This is a genomic window from Streptomyces sp. SID8352 (assembly GCF_009862265.1).
Classification (GTDB): domain Bacteria; phylum Actinomycetota; class Actinomycetes; order Streptomycetales; family Streptomycetaceae; genus Streptomyces.
Map to the genome: position 1 here is coordinate 1 of NZ_WWGX01000062.1, position 15,411 is coordinate 15,411.

The window sequence follows — 15,411 nt, forward strand, 5'->3', positions numbered from 1 at the left end:
AGCCGGTCAGGCTGAACCCGGAGACCTTGCTCCCGGCCCGCAGGCCGAGCGCCTTGTCCGCGGCGTTCACCGCCCGCTGGGCATCCGCCACCGCCCGTCGCGTCGCCGCCGTCGACTTCTTCGCCTGCTCGCGCAGGGCGTTGTTCAGCTCCGCCCAGGCGTCCTTGAGCCGACGCACGTCCTCGTCGTACCAGGACGACACCGTGGAGGTGGAGATCCGCGCGGCTGCCGAGGTGGTCGGCGCGTACCGGAAGTCACCGGCCCGGCCGCCGCTGGCGAACCGCTCGGCGTTCAGCGCGTCGAAGAGGCCGAGGCCGTAGCGGTCCACGGCTGATGCGCGGATGACGTACTCGCCGTCCGACAGCCAGGCCGGGATGCTGTCCGAGGTCGAGGTGCCCGGCCCGAAGACGGCGCCGCCGTCCGGGATGAGCTGGACGACTTCGCCGCCGGCGGCGTAGCGGCTGACCGGCCCGCCGGCCGCCTGCTTCCGCAGCATCGGCGGGACGTTGCTGCCCGACTGGACCTTCTTGTAGTACTCGGTGGTGTAGACCCCGATGCCGACGGTCTTGCCCCGCACGCCGTCGATCTTGGCCTGGGCCTCGCGGATCTTCCGCTTCAGGTCCTCGATCTCGGCCTTGATCTCCGCGGTCTTCGAGGACGGGGCCTTGGCCAGCCGCTCCTTCGCGTCGGCCAGCTTGGCCTTGAGGTCGTGGAGGTCGCCCTTCAGGTAGGCGGTCTTGTCGGGGGTCTTGAGGATCTGGTCGGCCAGGGCCTTGGCCTGCTCCCGGTTGAGGCCCATCTGCGTGGCCGACCGGATGAGCTGGTCACGGCCCCGCTCGTGGATGCGGGACACCTCGGCCCAGGACGCGCCGGACTCCCGCGCCGACGCGGCGGCTTCGTCGGTCTTGGCCGCGAGGTCGTTGAGCGCGGTCGCCGCGGCCCGCTGCTTCTCCGTGGTGAGGACCAGTTCCCCGCCCTGCACCTGCAGGACTCCGGCGTTGTCCCGTGCGGCCTTCGTCGCCGCGTCGACGGCGGCCTCGAAGCCGATCATCCCCGACAGGCCCTGGCGGTGGACGTCGTTGAGTGCCTGGATGCTCTGCCTGAGCCCGTCGGCGCTGGCCTTCTGCGCTTCGAGCTGGCGCTGCACCTCCTGCGCCTGGGCGCCGAAGGTGCCCATGGCCTCGGCCGCGAGCCGCTGTTCCATGGCCTGCCCGGCCAGCGCCTCCTTGTAGTCGTTGAGACGGCCGCGCAGTCCGTCCGTGGACTTGCCCTGGGCCTCCAGCTTGGCCATGACCATGTCCAGAGCAGCCGCGGCTTCCTTGGCCCGGCCCTGGGACACCAGCGAGGCGAGGGACTTGTCGATGTCGTCGATGGCGGCCTTGGCGTTCTTCACGTCGGTGGAGTCCGTGCCGAGGAACTCCGCCCAGCCCTGCAGGAACGACTCGAAACCCGAGCGGTCGTACAGGGTGTCCAGGGCCTTGGCCAGACCGCCGAGGTCCTGGCCGTAGACGCGCAGCGCCTCCCCGGACACCTTGCCCGAGTCGGCCAGGGTGAGCAGCGACGTGGACAGCTTGTCGGTGTCGGCCCGGGGCTTCTCGCTCTTGGACGAGAGCATGTCCAGCCCGATGAGCAGCAGCCCGATACCGGTACCCGCCATCGCCAGCTTCGCGCCGCGGGACAGTCCGCTGATCGCGGCGGTCACCCCGCCGATCGCGCCGGGCGCCCCGGCCGCGGAGGTCCGCAGCGCCATGACCTGCGTGCCGAGTGCGAGCAGCGCGGCCTTGGCGGCCGTGGTCCCCGCTGCGGCCAGCTTCACCGCCTTGATCGCGATGGCGAGTTGCACGACCGTGGTGATGGCCTCGGGCGGGACCGCGGCCGCGATCCCCGACAGGGCGTTGATCACGTCGAGCATGCCGACACCGACGTCGGCGCCGGCCTCCAGCACGTTGAGGAGGGCGTCCCCGATCTGCTCCAGGGTGTGCCAGGCGGCGGGCCCCTGCTCGCGGGCGTAGTCCATCCACCGGGCCAGGCCGCTGTGGTCCAGCTCCCCGGCGGCCGCCTTGGCGAGGAAGACGGTCAGCCGGTCCACGCCGTTGCGCAGTGTCCGCTCGGTGAACGTGGTGAACCGGTCGTTCATCCGGTCGAAGCCGGGTGTCTGGATGCCGCCGGCGGCCAGGGTGATCAGCCGGTCGAACTGGGCGGATGCGCCCTTGACCAGGCCGGTTGTCTTGGGCAGCAGGGTGTTGGCGACGGCCAGGCTCTTGGTGACCGGGGCCATCACGTCGGTGGACAGCTCGTCGGACCAGTCGGCGTAGGCGTCCTTGAGCAGGCCGACGGCGACCGCGGCGTCCCGGGTCGCGGGCGGCAGGGAGGCCAGCTTCTTCTGGTACTGGTCCTGTGCCTGGGCGGCGGCCTGGGAGGTGGCGCCGGACTCCTCGACCGCGGCCTGCCACGTCTTCTCCGCCTCGGTCGCCTCCGCGATCGCGCCGATCTGCGGGCCGAGGGCGAGGGCGTAGGCGCCGGCCGCCAGGGTCACCGCGCCGAGCTGCCCGGCCAGGACGGCGGCTGACCCGGCGAGCCCGGCCACAAGGGGGATAGCGGCCGGGGTCAGGGTGATGAGGCTGGAGCGCAGGGCCTCGCCCAGCTTCCCCGATTCCTCGCGGAGCTGGCCGAGCGCGTCCCGGGTTCCGTGCGAGGAGTCGGCGAGCCGGTTCTGGGCGTCGGTGACGGACAGGTACCGGCCCCGCAGGTCCCGCAGGCGGCCCTCCGAGTCCGCCGTGATGCCGGACAGCCGCAGCCGCAGCCGGTCCGCGCTGTCGGCCGTGCCGTTCAGGACCCGGGACAGTTCGTCACGGCCTGTCAGGGTGAAGGTGAGGCGCGACACCGGTCCCCCCTCCTTCTACTGGCTGATGTGCTGGTTGATCCAGGCGACCGCTGACGCCAGCTCATCGGGAGACAGGAACCGGATCTCCCACGGGCGGATGTGCAGGTAGTGCGCCAGCAGCCACCGGTACTCGGTGATCAGTCCCCGGATGCCGTCGGGTCGGGCACCAGGTGGCCTTTTCCCAGGGCGACGAGCGCCGCGTCCACGTCGGCCCGGTTGTAGGCCAGGCGCCGCAGGTGCGGCAGCGTCGCGTCGATCGCGGAGTCCTCCGACTTCGCCAGGGCCTCGGTGAGGATGTTCGTCAGGACCTCGTCGATCTCGGCCCGCTCGATCCGCGCGGTCAGCCGCCGCCGCCACCCGGGCACATCGAAGGTGTGGAAGGCCAGGGTCTTGTCGTCACGGCGGCGGTGGGCCCAGAGCACCGCCCGCATCGCGGTCGGGTCCTGGACACGCAGCCGGTCCTCGACCAGGCGCCACGGGGTGTCCCCCATGGCCTCCTCGATGGCGGCGGCCTCCAGCGCCGACAGGTCCTCCGTCGACAGCTCCAGCTTGGTGCCGTCGTCCTGCACATAGGTGATGATCACGAGGGTCCTCTCTCACTCCAGGTCCCGGCGCACGTCGTCCAGGACCCGCTCGATCTCGGCCCGCATCCGCGGGGTCCCGTCCCGTACCGTCCGGGTCCACCAGCCCGCCGGGCGGGCCCACTGCGTCGCCCATCGCTTCCGGTTGTCGAACACGGGGTGTCTCAGGCGGCCTTCGTCGATCTGCTGGGGGACGCCGTTGGCCTTCGGCTCCAGCCGGGTCCAGTCCATCCAGACCCGGGCCCCCGGGCTGGCGCCCGAGCGGACGCTGATCCGCACGCCGCGCGCGAGCATCGCCCGGAAGGGCCGGGTCGTCGGGGAACGGCCGCCCCGCTTCCCCGGCTTGCGGCCCTCGCTGGCCAGGGGCTGGGTGCGGATCGCCTGCTGCAGGTCCCGGTGCAGCGGCTCGGCGGCCCGGCGGATCCGCCGGGCCGTGTTCCGCCGGAGCCGCGGGCCGCCCGCCGTGCGCAGCCGCCGGGACAGGGTCACCAGCTGGCCGGTCCCCAGGATCTGCACACTGCGGACCACGGCTCAGCCGCCCCCGCCCGCGGCCGCGGGGATGAGGATGTTCTCGGCGGGCTCGCTGGTGATCGCGAACTGGCACATGATCTGGGCGGCCCCATCGAGTTCGCGGACCTTCGCCTGCGAGGTGACCTGCACGGGGAACAGGTCCATCGGCTGGGCGGGGACGTCGCCCTCGTCCATCCACACGATGAACCCGCGGGCCTCGCGCACCAGCAGGGTGCGCACGTCGTCGCCGTCCTTGCTGGCCCAGAACGTGAGGCTGGAGTCGGCGGCGGTGATCTCACCCGGCACCGTCGGCGTGAACCGCGAGCCGAGCGCCGGGGTGGGCACGGTGCCCGAGGTGGTCTGCCACCCCTGCATCGCCCCGGTCTCCCCCTCCAGCGCCGTGCCCGCGTCCAGCTCCGCCCTCGTCGGGCTCTGCTTGTTCACGATCGTCGGCACCCAGAGCACCCGCGAGGTGCCGCGCCGGTAGTACCTCGTCGCTGGCTGGATCGGAGTTGCCATGGTCAGTCCCCTCCCTCTCGTCGGCGGCGTGGTGCCGTCGGCGTCTCCGCGGCCGGGGCCGCTGCTGTCTCTCCGTCCGGGGCCGGGGGCTCGGGCTCGGCCCGCTTCCACCCGGACCGCTCGTAGTGCCTGACCGAGATGGCCGGCACCTCGATCTCGCGCTCCAGGTCCTTGTGCTTCATCCGCACGCTCACGACGTGCCCCTCTCTATCCGGATGTCGGTGACGACCGCCGCCGCCCTCGTGCCGACGGAGAACCGTCGGCCGTTCTCGTCGCGCCGGAGTTCGGTCACGGTCACGCGGGTGGGCGTGATCTCCACGGAGGCCACGTTCATGAGGTCGGCGCCGAGCCTCTCGACGAACAGGGCAACCTCCTCGAACGGGATGGACGTCTGCATGGCTCTCCTCCTAGGTGAAGGCGCGGCCGGACACGGTCATCAGAAGGACCGTCTGCACGCCGTTGTCTGTCTGGTCCTGCACCAGCCGGGTCCCGGAGACCCACGCCGTCAGCGAGGGCAGGCCGAGCGTCGGGTCGTCGCGGAGCCACACCTCGGGGCGGGCGCCGATCTCCTCGACCCGGAGGCGGGCGGCCGGGGCGTTCGTGTCGCCCCGCTTGGTCGCGGCCGCGCAGGTGACCTGGAACTCCTCCTCGCGGCCGGTGCCGCCCAGGTCCGTCCACTCGACGACGGACTGGGCGGCCTCGAAGTCGCCGTTCGGATCACCGTCGAAACCGATGATCAGCCAGTCCGGCCTCGAAGTCGCCGTCACCTCCGGCCCGTCGGACACGTACACCCCGGCCAGGAGCGGGTCCGCCTTGCCCAGCGCCACCAGGCGGGCGATCACCTCGGGTACACGGGAGGCCATCACGCCACCCCCGGGGCGAGCCGGTAGGGGCCCAGCAGCTGCAGCACCCGGTTGGGCACTGCGTAGCCGAAGCCGGGGACGGGCTCGCTGACGGAGTAGTCGTCCCCGCCGGCCAGGACCGGGCCCCGGCCCGCGTTCTGGGTCCGCCAGAGGTGCTGGACCAGCATGCGGGCCGCCAGGTTGACCGTGGCCGGGATGTCCGGCCGTCCGGCCTGGTAGGTGACGCGGAGCGGGCCGAGGAACCGGCCGCCGTCCGCGCGGCGGACCGCGCCGGTGGCGCCGTCGAGGACGAGGGCGGCCACGTCGTAGCCGGTGCCGCCGGTCACGAGCGGCTCCAGCGCCGTCAGCTCCAGGGCGGGGGGTGTGCGAAGGAACAGGATGCGGACTCCGGGGGCCTCGTGGGTCTCCGTCACCTGCCGCGGCTCGACCGGGCCGATGAACCGTTCGATGACCGGGCCGATCGCCTCGATGTAGGCGGTCAGCTCCTCGTCGTCCTCGTTGTCGGTGAGGTTCAGCTGTGCCTTGGCCTCGTGCAGTGTCAGCAGCGCCATGCCCGGCCCCCTGCTCTACTTGCCGCGGGCGGGGGCCTTGCGGCGGCCGGCGGTCGCCGTCTCCGCTTCGGGCGCCGTCGCCGTCTCCGCTTCGGGCGCCGTCGCCGTCTCCGGCCGGTCTCCGTCGTCGCCGGGCGGCTCCGCGAGGCCGGCGGCCATCAGGTCGGCGGCTTCCCTATCGGGCAGGTCGGCCAGGCGGCCCCGCGGCGGCCACGGCTCGCCGTCCCTCGTCCCAGACAGGCTCACCTTCATGCGCACGCGCATGGCTACTCCCTTCGTGGTGGGCGGGCCGGGGCGCCCCGGGGGCGGCCCCGGCCCGGGATCAGGTGGCGGCGCCGGCGAAGACCTTGACCGCGCCGGTCTGGTCCACCAGGAGCCCGTCCGCGCGGATGATCGCCCGGTAGGTGACCAGGTCGGAGTTGAACGCGTAGTCGTCCGACCGCTCGAACCGCACGCCGCCCGCCATGCGGACGAAGTACTGGGAGAAGTCACCGAACGCGACGGACTTCGCGCCCGTGCCGACGGCGGCCACGTTGGGGTCGGTGTGCACCGGCTTGCCCAGCAGCAGGTCCGGCACGCCGACCTGGATCGACGGCTGCCAGAGGTACTGGCCCTGGTCGTCCTTCAGCTTCCGGGCCGCGCCGAGCGTGGCGTCCCGCATCAGCCAGGCGCACGAGCCGCTGTTCCGGTACGGGGCGATGACCGAGTAGTACAGATCGATCAGGTCGTCCGCGGTGAACGCGCCGCCCCCGGTGCCGCCGGTCTTCCCGGTCGTCGCGGAGGTGATCACGCCGGTCGGCTTCGAGGACCCGTCGCCGGTGACCGCGTGGGCGCCGAAAGCGTTGCCGAGCGCCCGCCCGGCCTGCATGGACAGGAAGCCCTCCAGGTCCACACCGGAGTCGGTGAGCAGCTCGGTGGACGCCTGGAGCAGGACGCCGTACTTGTAGGCGCCCAGGGTCCGCTTGGCGAACGCCGGGTCCGACTCGGTCAGGGTGGCGGCCTCGGCGGTCAGGGCCGCGCTGGAGTACGCGGTCGTCACCGGGATGTCGATGCTCTCGCCCGACGCCGTGTTCAGGACGGTGGGGCCCGCCATCATCACGCCCGACACCTCGATGAGGTGCTGGACGAGCTGGCCGTAGAACGTGACCGGCACGGTGTGGCCGCCCGCGGTCGCGGTGCCCTTGAGCAGATCCCGGAAGGCCACCCCGGCGGGCACCGGGATGTCGATGCCGCGCACCTCGCCCCGCGCCCACCGGCGCAGCTCGGAGTCCTTGTCCTGCGGGGCCTGCCGCTGGTCGGCGGGCCGGGCGAGGAGCTTCGCGAACGCCTCCTCGGCGTCCTTGTTCCGCTGCTCCGCCTCGGCGAGCTGCGTGGCCCGCGCGTCGATCCTGTCGAGGTCGGCGTTCAGCGCCTGGTACTGCGTCTCCTCCTCCGCCGACAGGTCCCGCTTCTCCTTCTCGGCGGCGTCGAGCAGCGCCTTGGCCTGCTCCCAGATGGTCGCGCGGCGCTCCTGGAGCGCCTTGATGTGGCTGGACATGAGCCCTCCTGGGCATGACGACGACACCCCCGGCCGGTGGCCGCGGGTGCCTGGTGGTGGATGGGTGAGGTGGGTGTCGCCCTGCCTCAGAAGGTGCGGCGGTTCATCAGCTCGGCCCGCCGCTGCCGTACCGCGAGAAGCGGGTGGGTGTCGCCCTGCCCGCTGCCCGGGATGACCGTGGGGGCCGGGGCCCCGAGGAACCTCTTCAGCTCACCGGCGTCGGCCGCCGCCCGGACCTCCGCGAGGTCCGCGCCCGCCCGCTGGGCGAGGGACCGCAGGCCCGTCGACGTGTCCAGGTAGGCCGGATCGTTGACGGGCGCGACGTCGACGAGCTGCCCGGACAGCAGCGTCCGCACCGGGAACCCGTCGTCGGTCATCGCCCAGTCGTCCTCGAACGTGAAGAACGCGAAGCTGGACTCGGACACGTCGCCGCGCTGCACCAGCTCGTACACGTCCGCCCGGGCGGCCGGCACGTCGACGCTGTAGTCCAGGCCGGTGCCGTCGGTCTGCAGCCGCAGCGTGCCCGCCCGGGTGGTGCCGAGCAGCATGTTGCTGTCGTGGTTGTAGCGGGCCATGGCCCGCGGCCAGCCGTCCCCCTCGCTCTTCGCGAAGAAGCCGGGGTCGATCCGCTCGACGAACCCGCCCAGGTTCCGCGAGAGGCTGTTGAACTTCGCGGCGTAGCCGCCGATCGTCCTGCTGTCGCCGGCCGCCCGGACCTCCACGAGGCCGCGCGTGAACCGACGTTCCTGCTCTGTCATGGTCCCTCCGTCGCCGCGGGCGGCCTGTAGGAGCCGGTGAGCCTGGCACCGGCCTGGTTGAGGATGTCCCTCGCCTCGTCCGCCGTCAGCATCACGCCGACGCCGGAGCCGAGCTTCTGCACCATCTCCACGATGTTGCGGGCCGTGGCCTGGTCCGGGTCGAGGCTGACCGACATCGCCGACGACAGCGGCAGGTAGGTCTGCCCCAGCCCGTTCGGCAGCGGCGCCTCGTCCTCCAGGGCCCGCACCTGGTCACGGTTGCGCCACCCCTGGTCCAGGGACATCCCGTGGGCCTGCATCCGGGACAGCAGGTCGGTGCGGAGCATCGCGTCCGGGTTGAACCGGACCTCCTGCTCCGGCGGCCGCAGCCGCGACAGCGCCTGCTCCAGACGGGTCAGCCACGGCCTCACCGTCCACGTCAGCAGGTCGATGCTGTTCTGCTCGACCGTGGCGTAGGTGAGGCTGCCGCCCGTCTCCCCGCCCACCTTCTCCGGCGGCACCCCGTAGATCGCGGCGATCTGGTTGGCGGTCGCCCTGATCGTCTCCAGGAACTGGGACTCCTCGGCGGGCACGCTGATCGGCCGGTACTTCACCCCGTTGCCCAGCGCGACCACGTCCCGGCCCTGGGCCGCCTCCTTGAACCGGGTCTTGAGAATGTTCGCCGCGTCCTGGCCGACCTCCAAGTCCGTCTCCAGGACAGCACTGGGCGTCGAGCCGTTCGCGAACCAGTCCCGCCCGAACTGGTTCGCCAGCAGCCCCGTCTCCGTCGTCACCGCGAAGTGCCCGATCGGGGACAGCCCCAGGGTCTGCCCGGGCAGCGTGTAGGCCGGGATGTGGAACAGCTGTCCCTCCTCCAGCCGCCGGCCCTTGTAGTACCAGACCGGCACCGGCGCGAAGTTGTCCTCGACGTGGACGTCGTCCGGGTGCAGCCACTCCACCTGGCTGGGCCACCCGTCCGGCCCCCAGCCCACCACCAGCCCATACGCGTTGCCCCGCAAGGTCAGCGAGGTCATGCAGCGGTGCAGCCAGTCGTAGCGCGAGCCCGCCGCCGCAGGCGTCCGCAGCAGCACGGGCAGCGGCATCGGCAGACGCCCGTCCCTGGCCTGCTGGTACATCTTCACCGGCAGCGACGCCACCGCGTCCGCCAGCAGCCGCGTCGCCGCGTACACCGGCGACAGCCGCAGCGCCCGCTCCTGGCCCGTCCCCCGCAGGGCCGCCGGGTCCGCCCCCGCGCCCCACACGTCCTGATAGGAGATCGCCCGCTTCAGCGCCGTCCGGCGAAAGGGCCACCACCTCATGACTGCCCCCTTCACCACACGCTCTCCAGGATGTCCTTCGGCTTCTCCACGCCCGCCCCCAGCCCCCACCTGGCGAGCGTCCCGGCCACCAGCGGGCTGATGTCCACCGACGGGATCCGCCGGGCCCACGCCCACGCATCCCCCAGCGGACGCTTCTGCGCGCCCGCCAGCGCCGACGCCAGCGGCGCATCGTCGAAGTGCGTCACGGCCTGCGTGGCGACCGCGTCGTAGAACTGGCCGCAGGCCGCCGCCATGTCCCGGGCCTTCGGCTTGACGACCTCGATGCCCAGGGCCTCCTCCAGCTCCGGGATGAGCGAGGCCGCCGGGCTGGCCGGGTCGACGACCCAGCACCGCGGGGAGTACTTCCTGTGCAGCTCCTTGGCCCGCTCCACGATCCACCCGGTCCCGGGCCGGTGGTCCACGACGGTGACGTGCACCCCGCCCAGGTACGGGAACGCCGCGCTGACCGCCGCGTGCGACCGCTCCGGCGTCATGTCGACGGACAGCACCACCGGGCCCGCCCGCCGGGCCCCGGCGACCGCCTGGACGTCCCCCACGGCCAGGGCCCGCCACGCCTCCTCCGCGATGACCTGCCACGTCTCCGCCTCGTCCGCCGGGTACTCACCGGCCCCCAGCCGCTCGCGCGCATAGCCCGCGGCGCTCAGCGTCGACCGTTCGTTGGCGGTCTTCTCCAGCGTCAGCCGGTAGCCGATCGCCGGGTTGGCCTTGAGTACCGCCTCGTCGGACCCCGCGTCGTCGTGCTTGTCGCAGTCCCTCGGACACTCGTCCACGTGCAGGTCACACGACCACTCGAAGTACGCCAGCGACGGGTCCGGGGTGCCGGACTCCAGGGCCGCCAGGGCGCGGCGCCGCAGCCTGCCGAGCTGCACCGAGGGCGCCCCGATCCCCGCCGAACCGAGGTACCAGATCTGCGGGTTGTCCACGGCCGCCATGGTCGGCAGCAGCGCGTCCATCGCGTCGTCACCAAGGATCATGTCCTCGTCGAGGATGTTGCAGTCGCCGGTGAAGCCCCGCCCGCTGCCCTTCGACCGGGCGATGAACCGCAGCGTCTGCCCCGAGTGCAGCTCGATCGACTCCTCACCGACCGTGTACCTGTACGCCTTCACACGTTTGTGCAGGTCAGGGCACCCGCGTATCAGGCGCTCGATCCGCTTGAACGCGGCCTTCGCCGTCTTGAACTCGTGCGCCGAGTGGAGGATGAGCTGCTCACCGCCGATGTACAGCCCCCATAGCTGGCGGGCTTCGATGATCCCGCCCTTGCCGTTCTGCCTCGGCACGTTGACGCAGCACTCGAACGCGGCCCACGACCCGTCCGCCCGCTCCCCCATCCCGCGGCGCAGCACGTGCTGCTGCCACGGGTCCAGGTGGAGACCGGCCCGCGAGGCCAGCTCGATGGCCTCCTGGCCAGCGCTGGACACCGCCGGAGGAACGGTCTCGATCGGCGGCATCTGCCAGCCGTAGACCCGCCCGTCGTCACTCACCGGCGGCCGGGACGGCACGGAGCCGAGCCCGGCGCTCCGCCCGCTCACGAGCGATGTCATCGACGCCGTCCCCCTCCTCGCCCACGGGCGCCAGCTTCCGCAGCTCCACCATCACGGCCCGTAGCGCCGTCGCGGCGTTGGCAAGGGCGGTCTGCCCGCCGGGATCGTCCATCGACCGCGCCAGCCGGAGCGCGACTTGCGCCAGGCCAGGCGCTATTTCGTCCGAACGGAGTTGGGCGATCTCTTCTGTGATCTTGTCCTCGACGGCGCCCATGATCACCCCCGGTCGTCACTCTCGGTTATGTAGCTGTGCGTGACTGCCGCTAATTCGACCGAACTCGGTTCATGGTGATTAGCCACTAATTCAGTCGAACTGAGTTCGAGGTGAATAGCCCGCGCAAAAAAACGGGCGACAAGGGCTTTTGGGTCGCCCGGTCCCGCCCTCAAAAGACAGGCAGGGGGGAGGGGGCCCGGTCACCACTCCAGCGCGGTCCCGGCGCTCCGCCCGGGGGCGGTCGCGGTCCGTGACCGGTACCAGCGGGTGGCGACCCGCCGCATCTCGGGGTCCCGCATGGCGTCGATCCGGGCCATGACGATGCTGCGTCCGGGATCGACGGCGATGACCTGGGCGTCCATGCGCCGGTAGCGGGCGAGCCACTTCGCGGAGGGCATGGTGTGGATCAGGTAGACGTCGGTGCGGGTGCGGTGCTCGAACGCTTCGTGCATGGCCGCGTAGCGGGCCTTGTGGGCGACGCGGAGCAGGGTGGGGTTCTGGTTCCAGTTGGGGGCGCCGGGTCCGGAGAGCGCGCGGGTGATGCGGTCGAGGTCGATGACGATGTCGCTCGGCTTGGCTCTGCTCTCGATCCAGCTCGTCTTGCCCGCGGCCGGCGGCCCGGTCACGACGTACAGCACGGGGCGTCACCTCCCGAGCCGGGCCAGTACCTCTTCGGCCGCCTTGCGTCGGTGGGCAGCGATCCCCGTGTCGCAGCACGCCTCGCGCCGGATCAGGCCGGAAGGGGGCGCGGTGGCGTTTCCGTGGTATCGGCACTCTCGGGGCAGCTCGCTGATCGCGGCCTGGAGGGTCTGAGCGTCTCGCGGGTCCATGGTCACCACCTGAGCTGGGGTTGTCGTGGTCCGGGCCGGGGTGGCGCGGTGTGGTTGCCGCGTGCGCTGTTGCATCGGCGGTGCGCGGGCCGGGCGTTGGCCTTGTCGAGGAGCTGGCCGCCCCGGGAGAGGGGCTGTTCGTGGTCGAGGGTGAAGCTGAGCGGGTGCCGGGCGTCGAGGTCGTAGCCGATCTCCCGGCCGCAGAGCCAGCAGGGCAGGCGCTGGGCGCGGAGCCAGTCGACGAGGCGGCGGTAGGGGCGCCCGTTGCGGGGATTGCCGGTCACGGGCGCCTCCTGTCCTACTGCTCGCCGTCCAGCTGGGCGGCGAGGGCGTTGAACGCGTTGACGTACTGGTTCGCAGCGCGCAGCGTGGCCGACTCGGGCGTGACCTTGTAGGTCTGGGCTGCTCCGTTCCCGAAGGTGACGTTGATCATCGCTGCGCCCTTGTTCTTCCGTCCGGTCACGACCGCCGAGGTGCCGAGGGTTGCGGCGCCGGCCAGGAGCCGGGTCGCGGTCCACGCTTTGTGGGCACCGGCGTTGACGAACTCGGCTTGGCCTCCTCGGACCGGGCCTGCGCTGGTCTGGCCCTTCTTGGACGAGGGCCAGGCGCCGATGCGCGCGGCTTGGTTGAGGGTGGTCTCGGCGGGGTGGTCGTCGCGCCAGAGCTTGAGGTCGAGGCGTTCCTGGGCGCGCTGGTCGGCGGCGGCGCGTCGTTGTGCGCGTCGTTCCTCGCGGGCTGCGGCGCGTGCGGCGGCTTTCTCGGGATCTCTGTTGAAGAGCACGGTTCCCCCAGGGGTGTTGGGATGCTGGCGTGGGGGTCATCCTCGGGCATGTGGGGGCGGTGTGGTGGCGGTGTGTCCGTCCTGTGACGTGGTGGGTCCGCGCAGGGTGCAGCGCCAGCAGCGACCCGCACGTTGTGAGCGATCGGGCGCCCTGCGCGGACGTGTAGGCACGAGGAAGCCCCGGGGCCTGGTGGCCTTCCGGGGCTTCGTCGTGAGTCTCGTGGTGCCGTCTGCGGGCACAGGTGTTCACCGCGATCGTGACAGGTCTCTGACCTGCGGTCAAGCGGCGGCTTGTGCGCGGCGGGTGGCGTAGAGGGCGGCGACGTCCCGTGCGGCGAACCAGGGGTGGCGCTGGGTGCCGCCGGAGCGGGTGAGGTGGTGGCGGCGGACGAGCTGGCGGACGCTGTCGGGGGCGATGCCGAGGAGCTGGGCGGTCTGGCGGGTGGTGAGGTGGCCGGGCGGGGCGTACAGGGGGTCCATGGGGTCCATGATGCGTCAGCGCTCAGGTGGCCTTCTTCTTGGTGCCGCCTGCCTGGCCTTCCGCGATCTGCTGGGCGCGGGAGCGGGTGACTCCGAGGGCGGCGGCGACGTCGGCGTGGCTGGCCCCGGCGGCGCGTAGTTCGAGGACGGCGGCTCGGCGGATCTCGCGGAGGCTCTTCTGGAGGTCGGGGATGCGGTCGAGGATCGCGGCGGCTTGCTTGGCCCGGGTGGCGGGGTCGGGGTCGGCGGCGGTGGCGCTGATCTGGTCGAAGGCGTTCTGAATGGTGTCCATGACGCCACTGTACATCCCGGGGTTGACGCCTGTACATCCTGGGATGTACAGTGGAGTCACAAGCACGGGGGAGAAAGGAGGAAAGAATGAACTGGGACCGAGCGGCAGTCCTTGCCTCGCTGATCATCTCCGCGATCGGCGCGATCGCCACCTGCATCTGCGGGTGGTACGCAAGGGAAGCGGTGAAGCGCCGGGGGCGCCACCGCCGCCGCTGAGAAACCGGAGGGGGCGAAAAGTGGTCGCCCCCTCCGGGGTCCCCATCATCCCAGACAGACCACCCACCCGGCCAGCCACGAAGGAGCCACGTGCACCCGCTCATCCGGTACGGCGACATCATCGCGATCACCGCAGCAGGGATCACCCTGGCTGCGGTCGACACCCCCACCGGCGCCTGGATCTTCTGGGGCATCTGCGCGGCGATCATCGCTGCCGTCAGGATCTACCGCGTCCGCCTCAACCGCCGCTGAACACCACGCGCCCGGCGCCCGTCCCGCATCCAGCGGGGCGGGCGCCGACGCAATTCCCGGGGCGCGTGGGGCGGGCCGGCCCACGTGGAGCGGCCCCGCCGCGACGGGGGACGCGGCGGGGCCCGGGCCAGTGTGGCAGGCGGTCAGTTCGTGCGGGGCGTCTTCGGCGTGCCGGGGACGGGCTTCTTCTCCGGCTTGAGCCAGCCGCCCCGGCTCGTCTGGTAGTCCGTCTCGTGGCCCGCCAAGCGCGGGTCGTCGGGCTGGATCGGCTTCTTGAATCCGAGCATGATGGGCTCTCCGTCTCGTGATCGGGATGGGACCGGGGCGGCCGGGATGCCTGGCAGCGAGCGGCCGCCCCGGGGCATGTCAGGCGTCGTAGGACTCGGCGCCGGCGGGAGCGGTACGGGGCAGCGCGCCGCCGGTGTACTCCCAGACCCAGCAGCGGCGCGGGCCGGTGTAGTAGCGGTGGCCGCTCCGGTTCTCGGCGAGCAGCTCGGCGGCGAGCGCGGCGGTCGGCTGGTCNGTCAGCCGTGTGCCGCGGCTCATGGNNCGGCGGTCGTCGTCGGTGCCGTCGTCGGTGCGGTGGATCAGGTAGCCGTAGGTGGGCACAGGTCCCCTCTTTCCGTAGGTAGATGGGCTGGTAGACGGGCGGTAGATGGTGTGGTAGACGTGCAGGTCAGGCGGCGGTAGACGCTGCGGGAGACGGGGCCGGGGTGCCCTCGGGGGGAGTGGCGGTGAGGTCGCGTCGGCGGACCCCCCAGGTGGGCACACCGGCCACCTTCACGGACCGGGAGACGGGCACCCTGAGGGCGGCCAGGTGGGCGCGCAGGTCGCTGACCGTGCGGCCCTCCCACTGGCCGTGCTCCTGGAGGTAGGCGAGGACCGTGCGGAGGTGCACCCCGGAGCCCTCTCCCATCAGGTCGAGGAGGAGGGTGCGCAGGGCCTCCCCCGAGGCCTCGGTTGAGGGCTCCTCGGGCAGGGGNTCGGTGGGGGTCTCCCCGGCCTCTTCGGGGGCCGGTCGGCCTGNGATCCAGGCGANGGTCAGCCANNCGGNGGTGAGGGGCCAGAGGAGGGCGGGCAGGGCGCGGATGAGGCGCCAGCCGAGGTAGAGGCCGAGGGCGAGGAGGGCGAGGCGGGCCCAGCAGCCGAGGACCGCGCGCCAGCCGGTGAGGTCGTCGCGGCGGGCGCGGCGGGTCCAGCGGGCGAGGGCGGCGCCGGTGCGGCGGGCGGTGAGCCGGTGGCCGGTGGTGAGCCGGGCGGCCGGGCGGGCGAGGCGGCTCACAG

Annotated in this window: 23 protein-coding genes; 2 read left to right on the forward strand and 21 right to left on the reverse strand. The window is 72.3% G+C overall.

Going from position 1 to position 15,411, the window contains the following annotated elements; translation table 11 throughout:
- The 20 genes from GTY84_RS19745 to GTY84_RS19840 form a co-directional block, all read right to left on the reverse strand.
- The coding region (locus GTY84_RS19745; RefSeq protein ID WP_161227632.1) for a hypothetical protein at window positions 1–2,884 on the reverse strand (2,884 nt) is incomplete at its 3' end.
- A gap of 137 nt (window positions 2,885–3,021) precedes the next feature.
- A complete protein-coding gene (locus tag GTY84_RS19750) occupies window positions 3,022–3,468 on the reverse strand; it encodes a hypothetical protein (RefSeq protein WP_161227633.1) in 447 nt (148 codons plus the stop codon).
- A gap of 12 nt (window positions 3,469–3,480) precedes the next feature.
- The gene (locus GTY84_RS19755) at window positions 3,481–3,993 is read right to left on the reverse strand and encodes a hypothetical protein (RefSeq protein ID WP_161227634.1); all 513 of its coding nucleotides are present in this window, start codon (window positions 3,991–3,993) and stop codon (window positions 3,481–3,483) included.
- Window positions 3,994–3,996: 3 nt separating this feature from the next.
- On the reverse strand, window positions 3,997–4,494 hold the full coding sequence (locus GTY84_RS19760) for a hypothetical protein (protein WP_161227635.1): 498 nt from the start codon (window positions 4,492–4,494) through the stop codon (window positions 3,997–3,999).
- A 2-nt stretch (window positions 4,495–4,496) separates the two neighbouring features.
- The gene (locus GTY84_RS19765) at window positions 4,497–4,688 is read right to left on the reverse strand and encodes a hypothetical protein (RefSeq protein WP_161227636.1); all 192 of its coding nucleotides are present in this window, start codon (window positions 4,686–4,688) and stop codon (window positions 4,497–4,499) included.
- On the reverse strand, window positions 4,685–4,891 hold the full coding sequence (locus GTY84_RS19770) for a hypothetical protein (protein WP_161227637.1): 207 nt from the start codon (window positions 4,889–4,891) through the stop codon (window positions 4,685–4,687). The genes GTY84_RS19765 and GTY84_RS19770 overlap by 4 nt, the downstream gene beginning before the upstream one ends.
- A gap of 10 nt (window positions 4,892–4,901) precedes the next feature.
- Window positions 4,902–5,357, reverse strand: coding sequence for a hypothetical protein (locus GTY84_RS19775; protein WP_161227638.1), 456 nt, complete (start codon window positions 5,355–5,357; stop codon window positions 4,902–4,904).
- Window positions 5,357–5,908, reverse strand: a complete 552-nt coding sequence (locus GTY84_RS19780) for a head-tail connector protein (protein WP_161227639.1) — start codon at window positions 5,906–5,908, stop codon at window positions 5,357–5,359. Before GTY84_RS19780 ends, GTY84_RS19775 begins: the two co-directional genes overlap by 1 nt.
- A gap of 15 nt (window positions 5,909–5,923) precedes the next feature.
- Window positions 5,924–6,172 carry a hypothetical protein gene (locus tag GTY84_RS19785; RefSeq protein ID WP_161227640.1) on the reverse strand — a complete coding sequence of 83 codons (249 nt, stop codon included), beginning with the start codon at window positions 6,170–6,172 and terminating at the stop codon, window positions 5,924–5,926.
- Between the two features lie 58 nt (window positions 6,173–6,230).
- The gene (locus tag GTY84_RS19790; protein ID WP_161227641.1) at window positions 6,231–7,445 is read right to left on the reverse strand and encodes a phage major capsid protein; all 1,215 of its coding nucleotides are present in this window, start codon (window positions 7,443–7,445) and stop codon (window positions 6,231–6,233) included.
- 86 nt (window positions 7,446–7,531) lie between these two features.
- Window positions 7,532–8,203 (reverse strand): HK97 family phage prohead protease, encoded by a 672-nt coding sequence (locus GTY84_RS19795; protein WP_161227642.1) that lies wholly within the window; start codon window positions 8,201–8,203, stop codon window positions 7,532–7,534.
- Entirely contained in the window at window positions 8,200–9,501 is a 1,302-nt protein-coding gene (locus tag GTY84_RS19800) for a phage portal protein (protein ID WP_161227643.1), read from the reverse strand. Before GTY84_RS19800 ends, GTY84_RS19795 begins: the two co-directional genes overlap by 4 nt.
- An 11-nt stretch (window positions 9,502–9,512) precedes the next feature.
- Window positions 9,513–11,063 carry a terminase gene (locus GTY84_RS19805; RefSeq protein ID WP_237532416.1) on the reverse strand — a complete coding sequence of 517 codons (1,551 nt, stop codon included), beginning with the start codon at window positions 11,061–11,063 and terminating at the stop codon, window positions 9,513–9,515.
- On the reverse strand, window positions 10,996–11,277 hold the full coding sequence (locus tag GTY84_RS19810) for a hypothetical protein (RefSeq protein ID WP_202551441.1): 282 nt from the start codon (window positions 11,275–11,277) through the stop codon (window positions 10,996–10,998). The genes GTY84_RS19805 and GTY84_RS19810 overlap by 68 nt, the downstream gene beginning before the upstream one ends.
- 200 nt (window positions 11,278–11,477) lie before the next feature.
- Window positions 11,478–11,915: an AAA family ATPase gene (locus GTY84_RS19815; RefSeq protein ID WP_161227644.1), complete on the reverse strand. Its 438-nt coding sequence runs from the start codon at window positions 11,913–11,915 to the stop codon at window positions 11,478–11,480.
- 6 nt (window positions 11,916–11,921) lie between these two features.
- Window positions 11,922–12,107: a hypothetical protein gene (locus GTY84_RS19820; protein ID WP_161227645.1), complete on the reverse strand. Its 186-nt coding sequence runs from the start codon at window positions 12,105–12,107 to the stop codon at window positions 11,922–11,924.
- Window positions 12,108–12,109: 2 nt separating this feature from the next.
- A complete protein-coding gene (locus GTY84_RS34990; RefSeq protein ID WP_161227646.1) occupies window positions 12,110–12,391 on the reverse strand; it encodes an HNH endonuclease in 282 nt (93 codons plus the stop codon).
- Between the two features lie 14 nt (window positions 12,392–12,405).
- Window positions 12,406–12,888 (reverse strand): hypothetical protein, encoded by a 483-nt coding sequence (locus GTY84_RS34995; RefSeq protein ID WP_161227647.1) that lies wholly within the window; start codon window positions 12,886–12,888, stop codon window positions 12,406–12,408.
- Between the two features lie 279 nt (window positions 12,889–13,167).
- Window positions 13,168–13,368 (reverse strand): helix-turn-helix domain-containing protein, encoded by a 201-nt coding sequence (locus GTY84_RS19835; protein ID WP_161227648.1) that lies wholly within the window; start codon window positions 13,366–13,368, stop codon window positions 13,168–13,170.
- A gap of 22 nt (window positions 13,369–13,390) precedes the next feature.
- Window positions 13,391–13,660, reverse strand: a complete 270-nt coding sequence (locus tag GTY84_RS19840; protein ID WP_237532418.1) for a helix-turn-helix domain-containing protein — start codon at window positions 13,658–13,660, stop codon at window positions 13,391–13,393.
- Between the two features lie 86 nt (window positions 13,661–13,746).
- Here GTY84_RS19840 and GTY84_RS34680 point away from each other — a divergent pair, with 86 nt between their 5' ends.
- Window positions 13,747–13,875 carry a hypothetical protein gene (locus GTY84_RS34680; protein ID WP_272919235.1) on the forward strand — a complete coding sequence of 43 codons (129 nt, stop codon included), beginning with the start codon at window positions 13,747–13,749 and terminating at the stop codon, window positions 13,873–13,875.
- Between the two features lie 90 nt (window positions 13,876–13,965).
- Window positions 13,966–14,127, forward strand: coding sequence for a hypothetical protein (locus GTY84_RS19845; protein WP_161227650.1), 162 nt, complete (start codon window positions 13,966–13,968; stop codon window positions 14,125–14,127).
- A gap of 143 nt (window positions 14,128–14,270) precedes the next feature.
- Here GTY84_RS19845 and GTY84_RS19850 read toward each other — a convergent pair whose 3' ends face one another.
- Window positions 14,271–14,414 carry a hypothetical protein gene (locus tag GTY84_RS19850; RefSeq protein ID WP_161227651.1) on the reverse strand — a complete coding sequence of 48 codons (144 nt, stop codon included), beginning with the start codon at window positions 14,412–14,414 and terminating at the stop codon, window positions 14,271–14,273.
- Window positions 14,415–15,411: the final 997 nt, after the last annotated feature.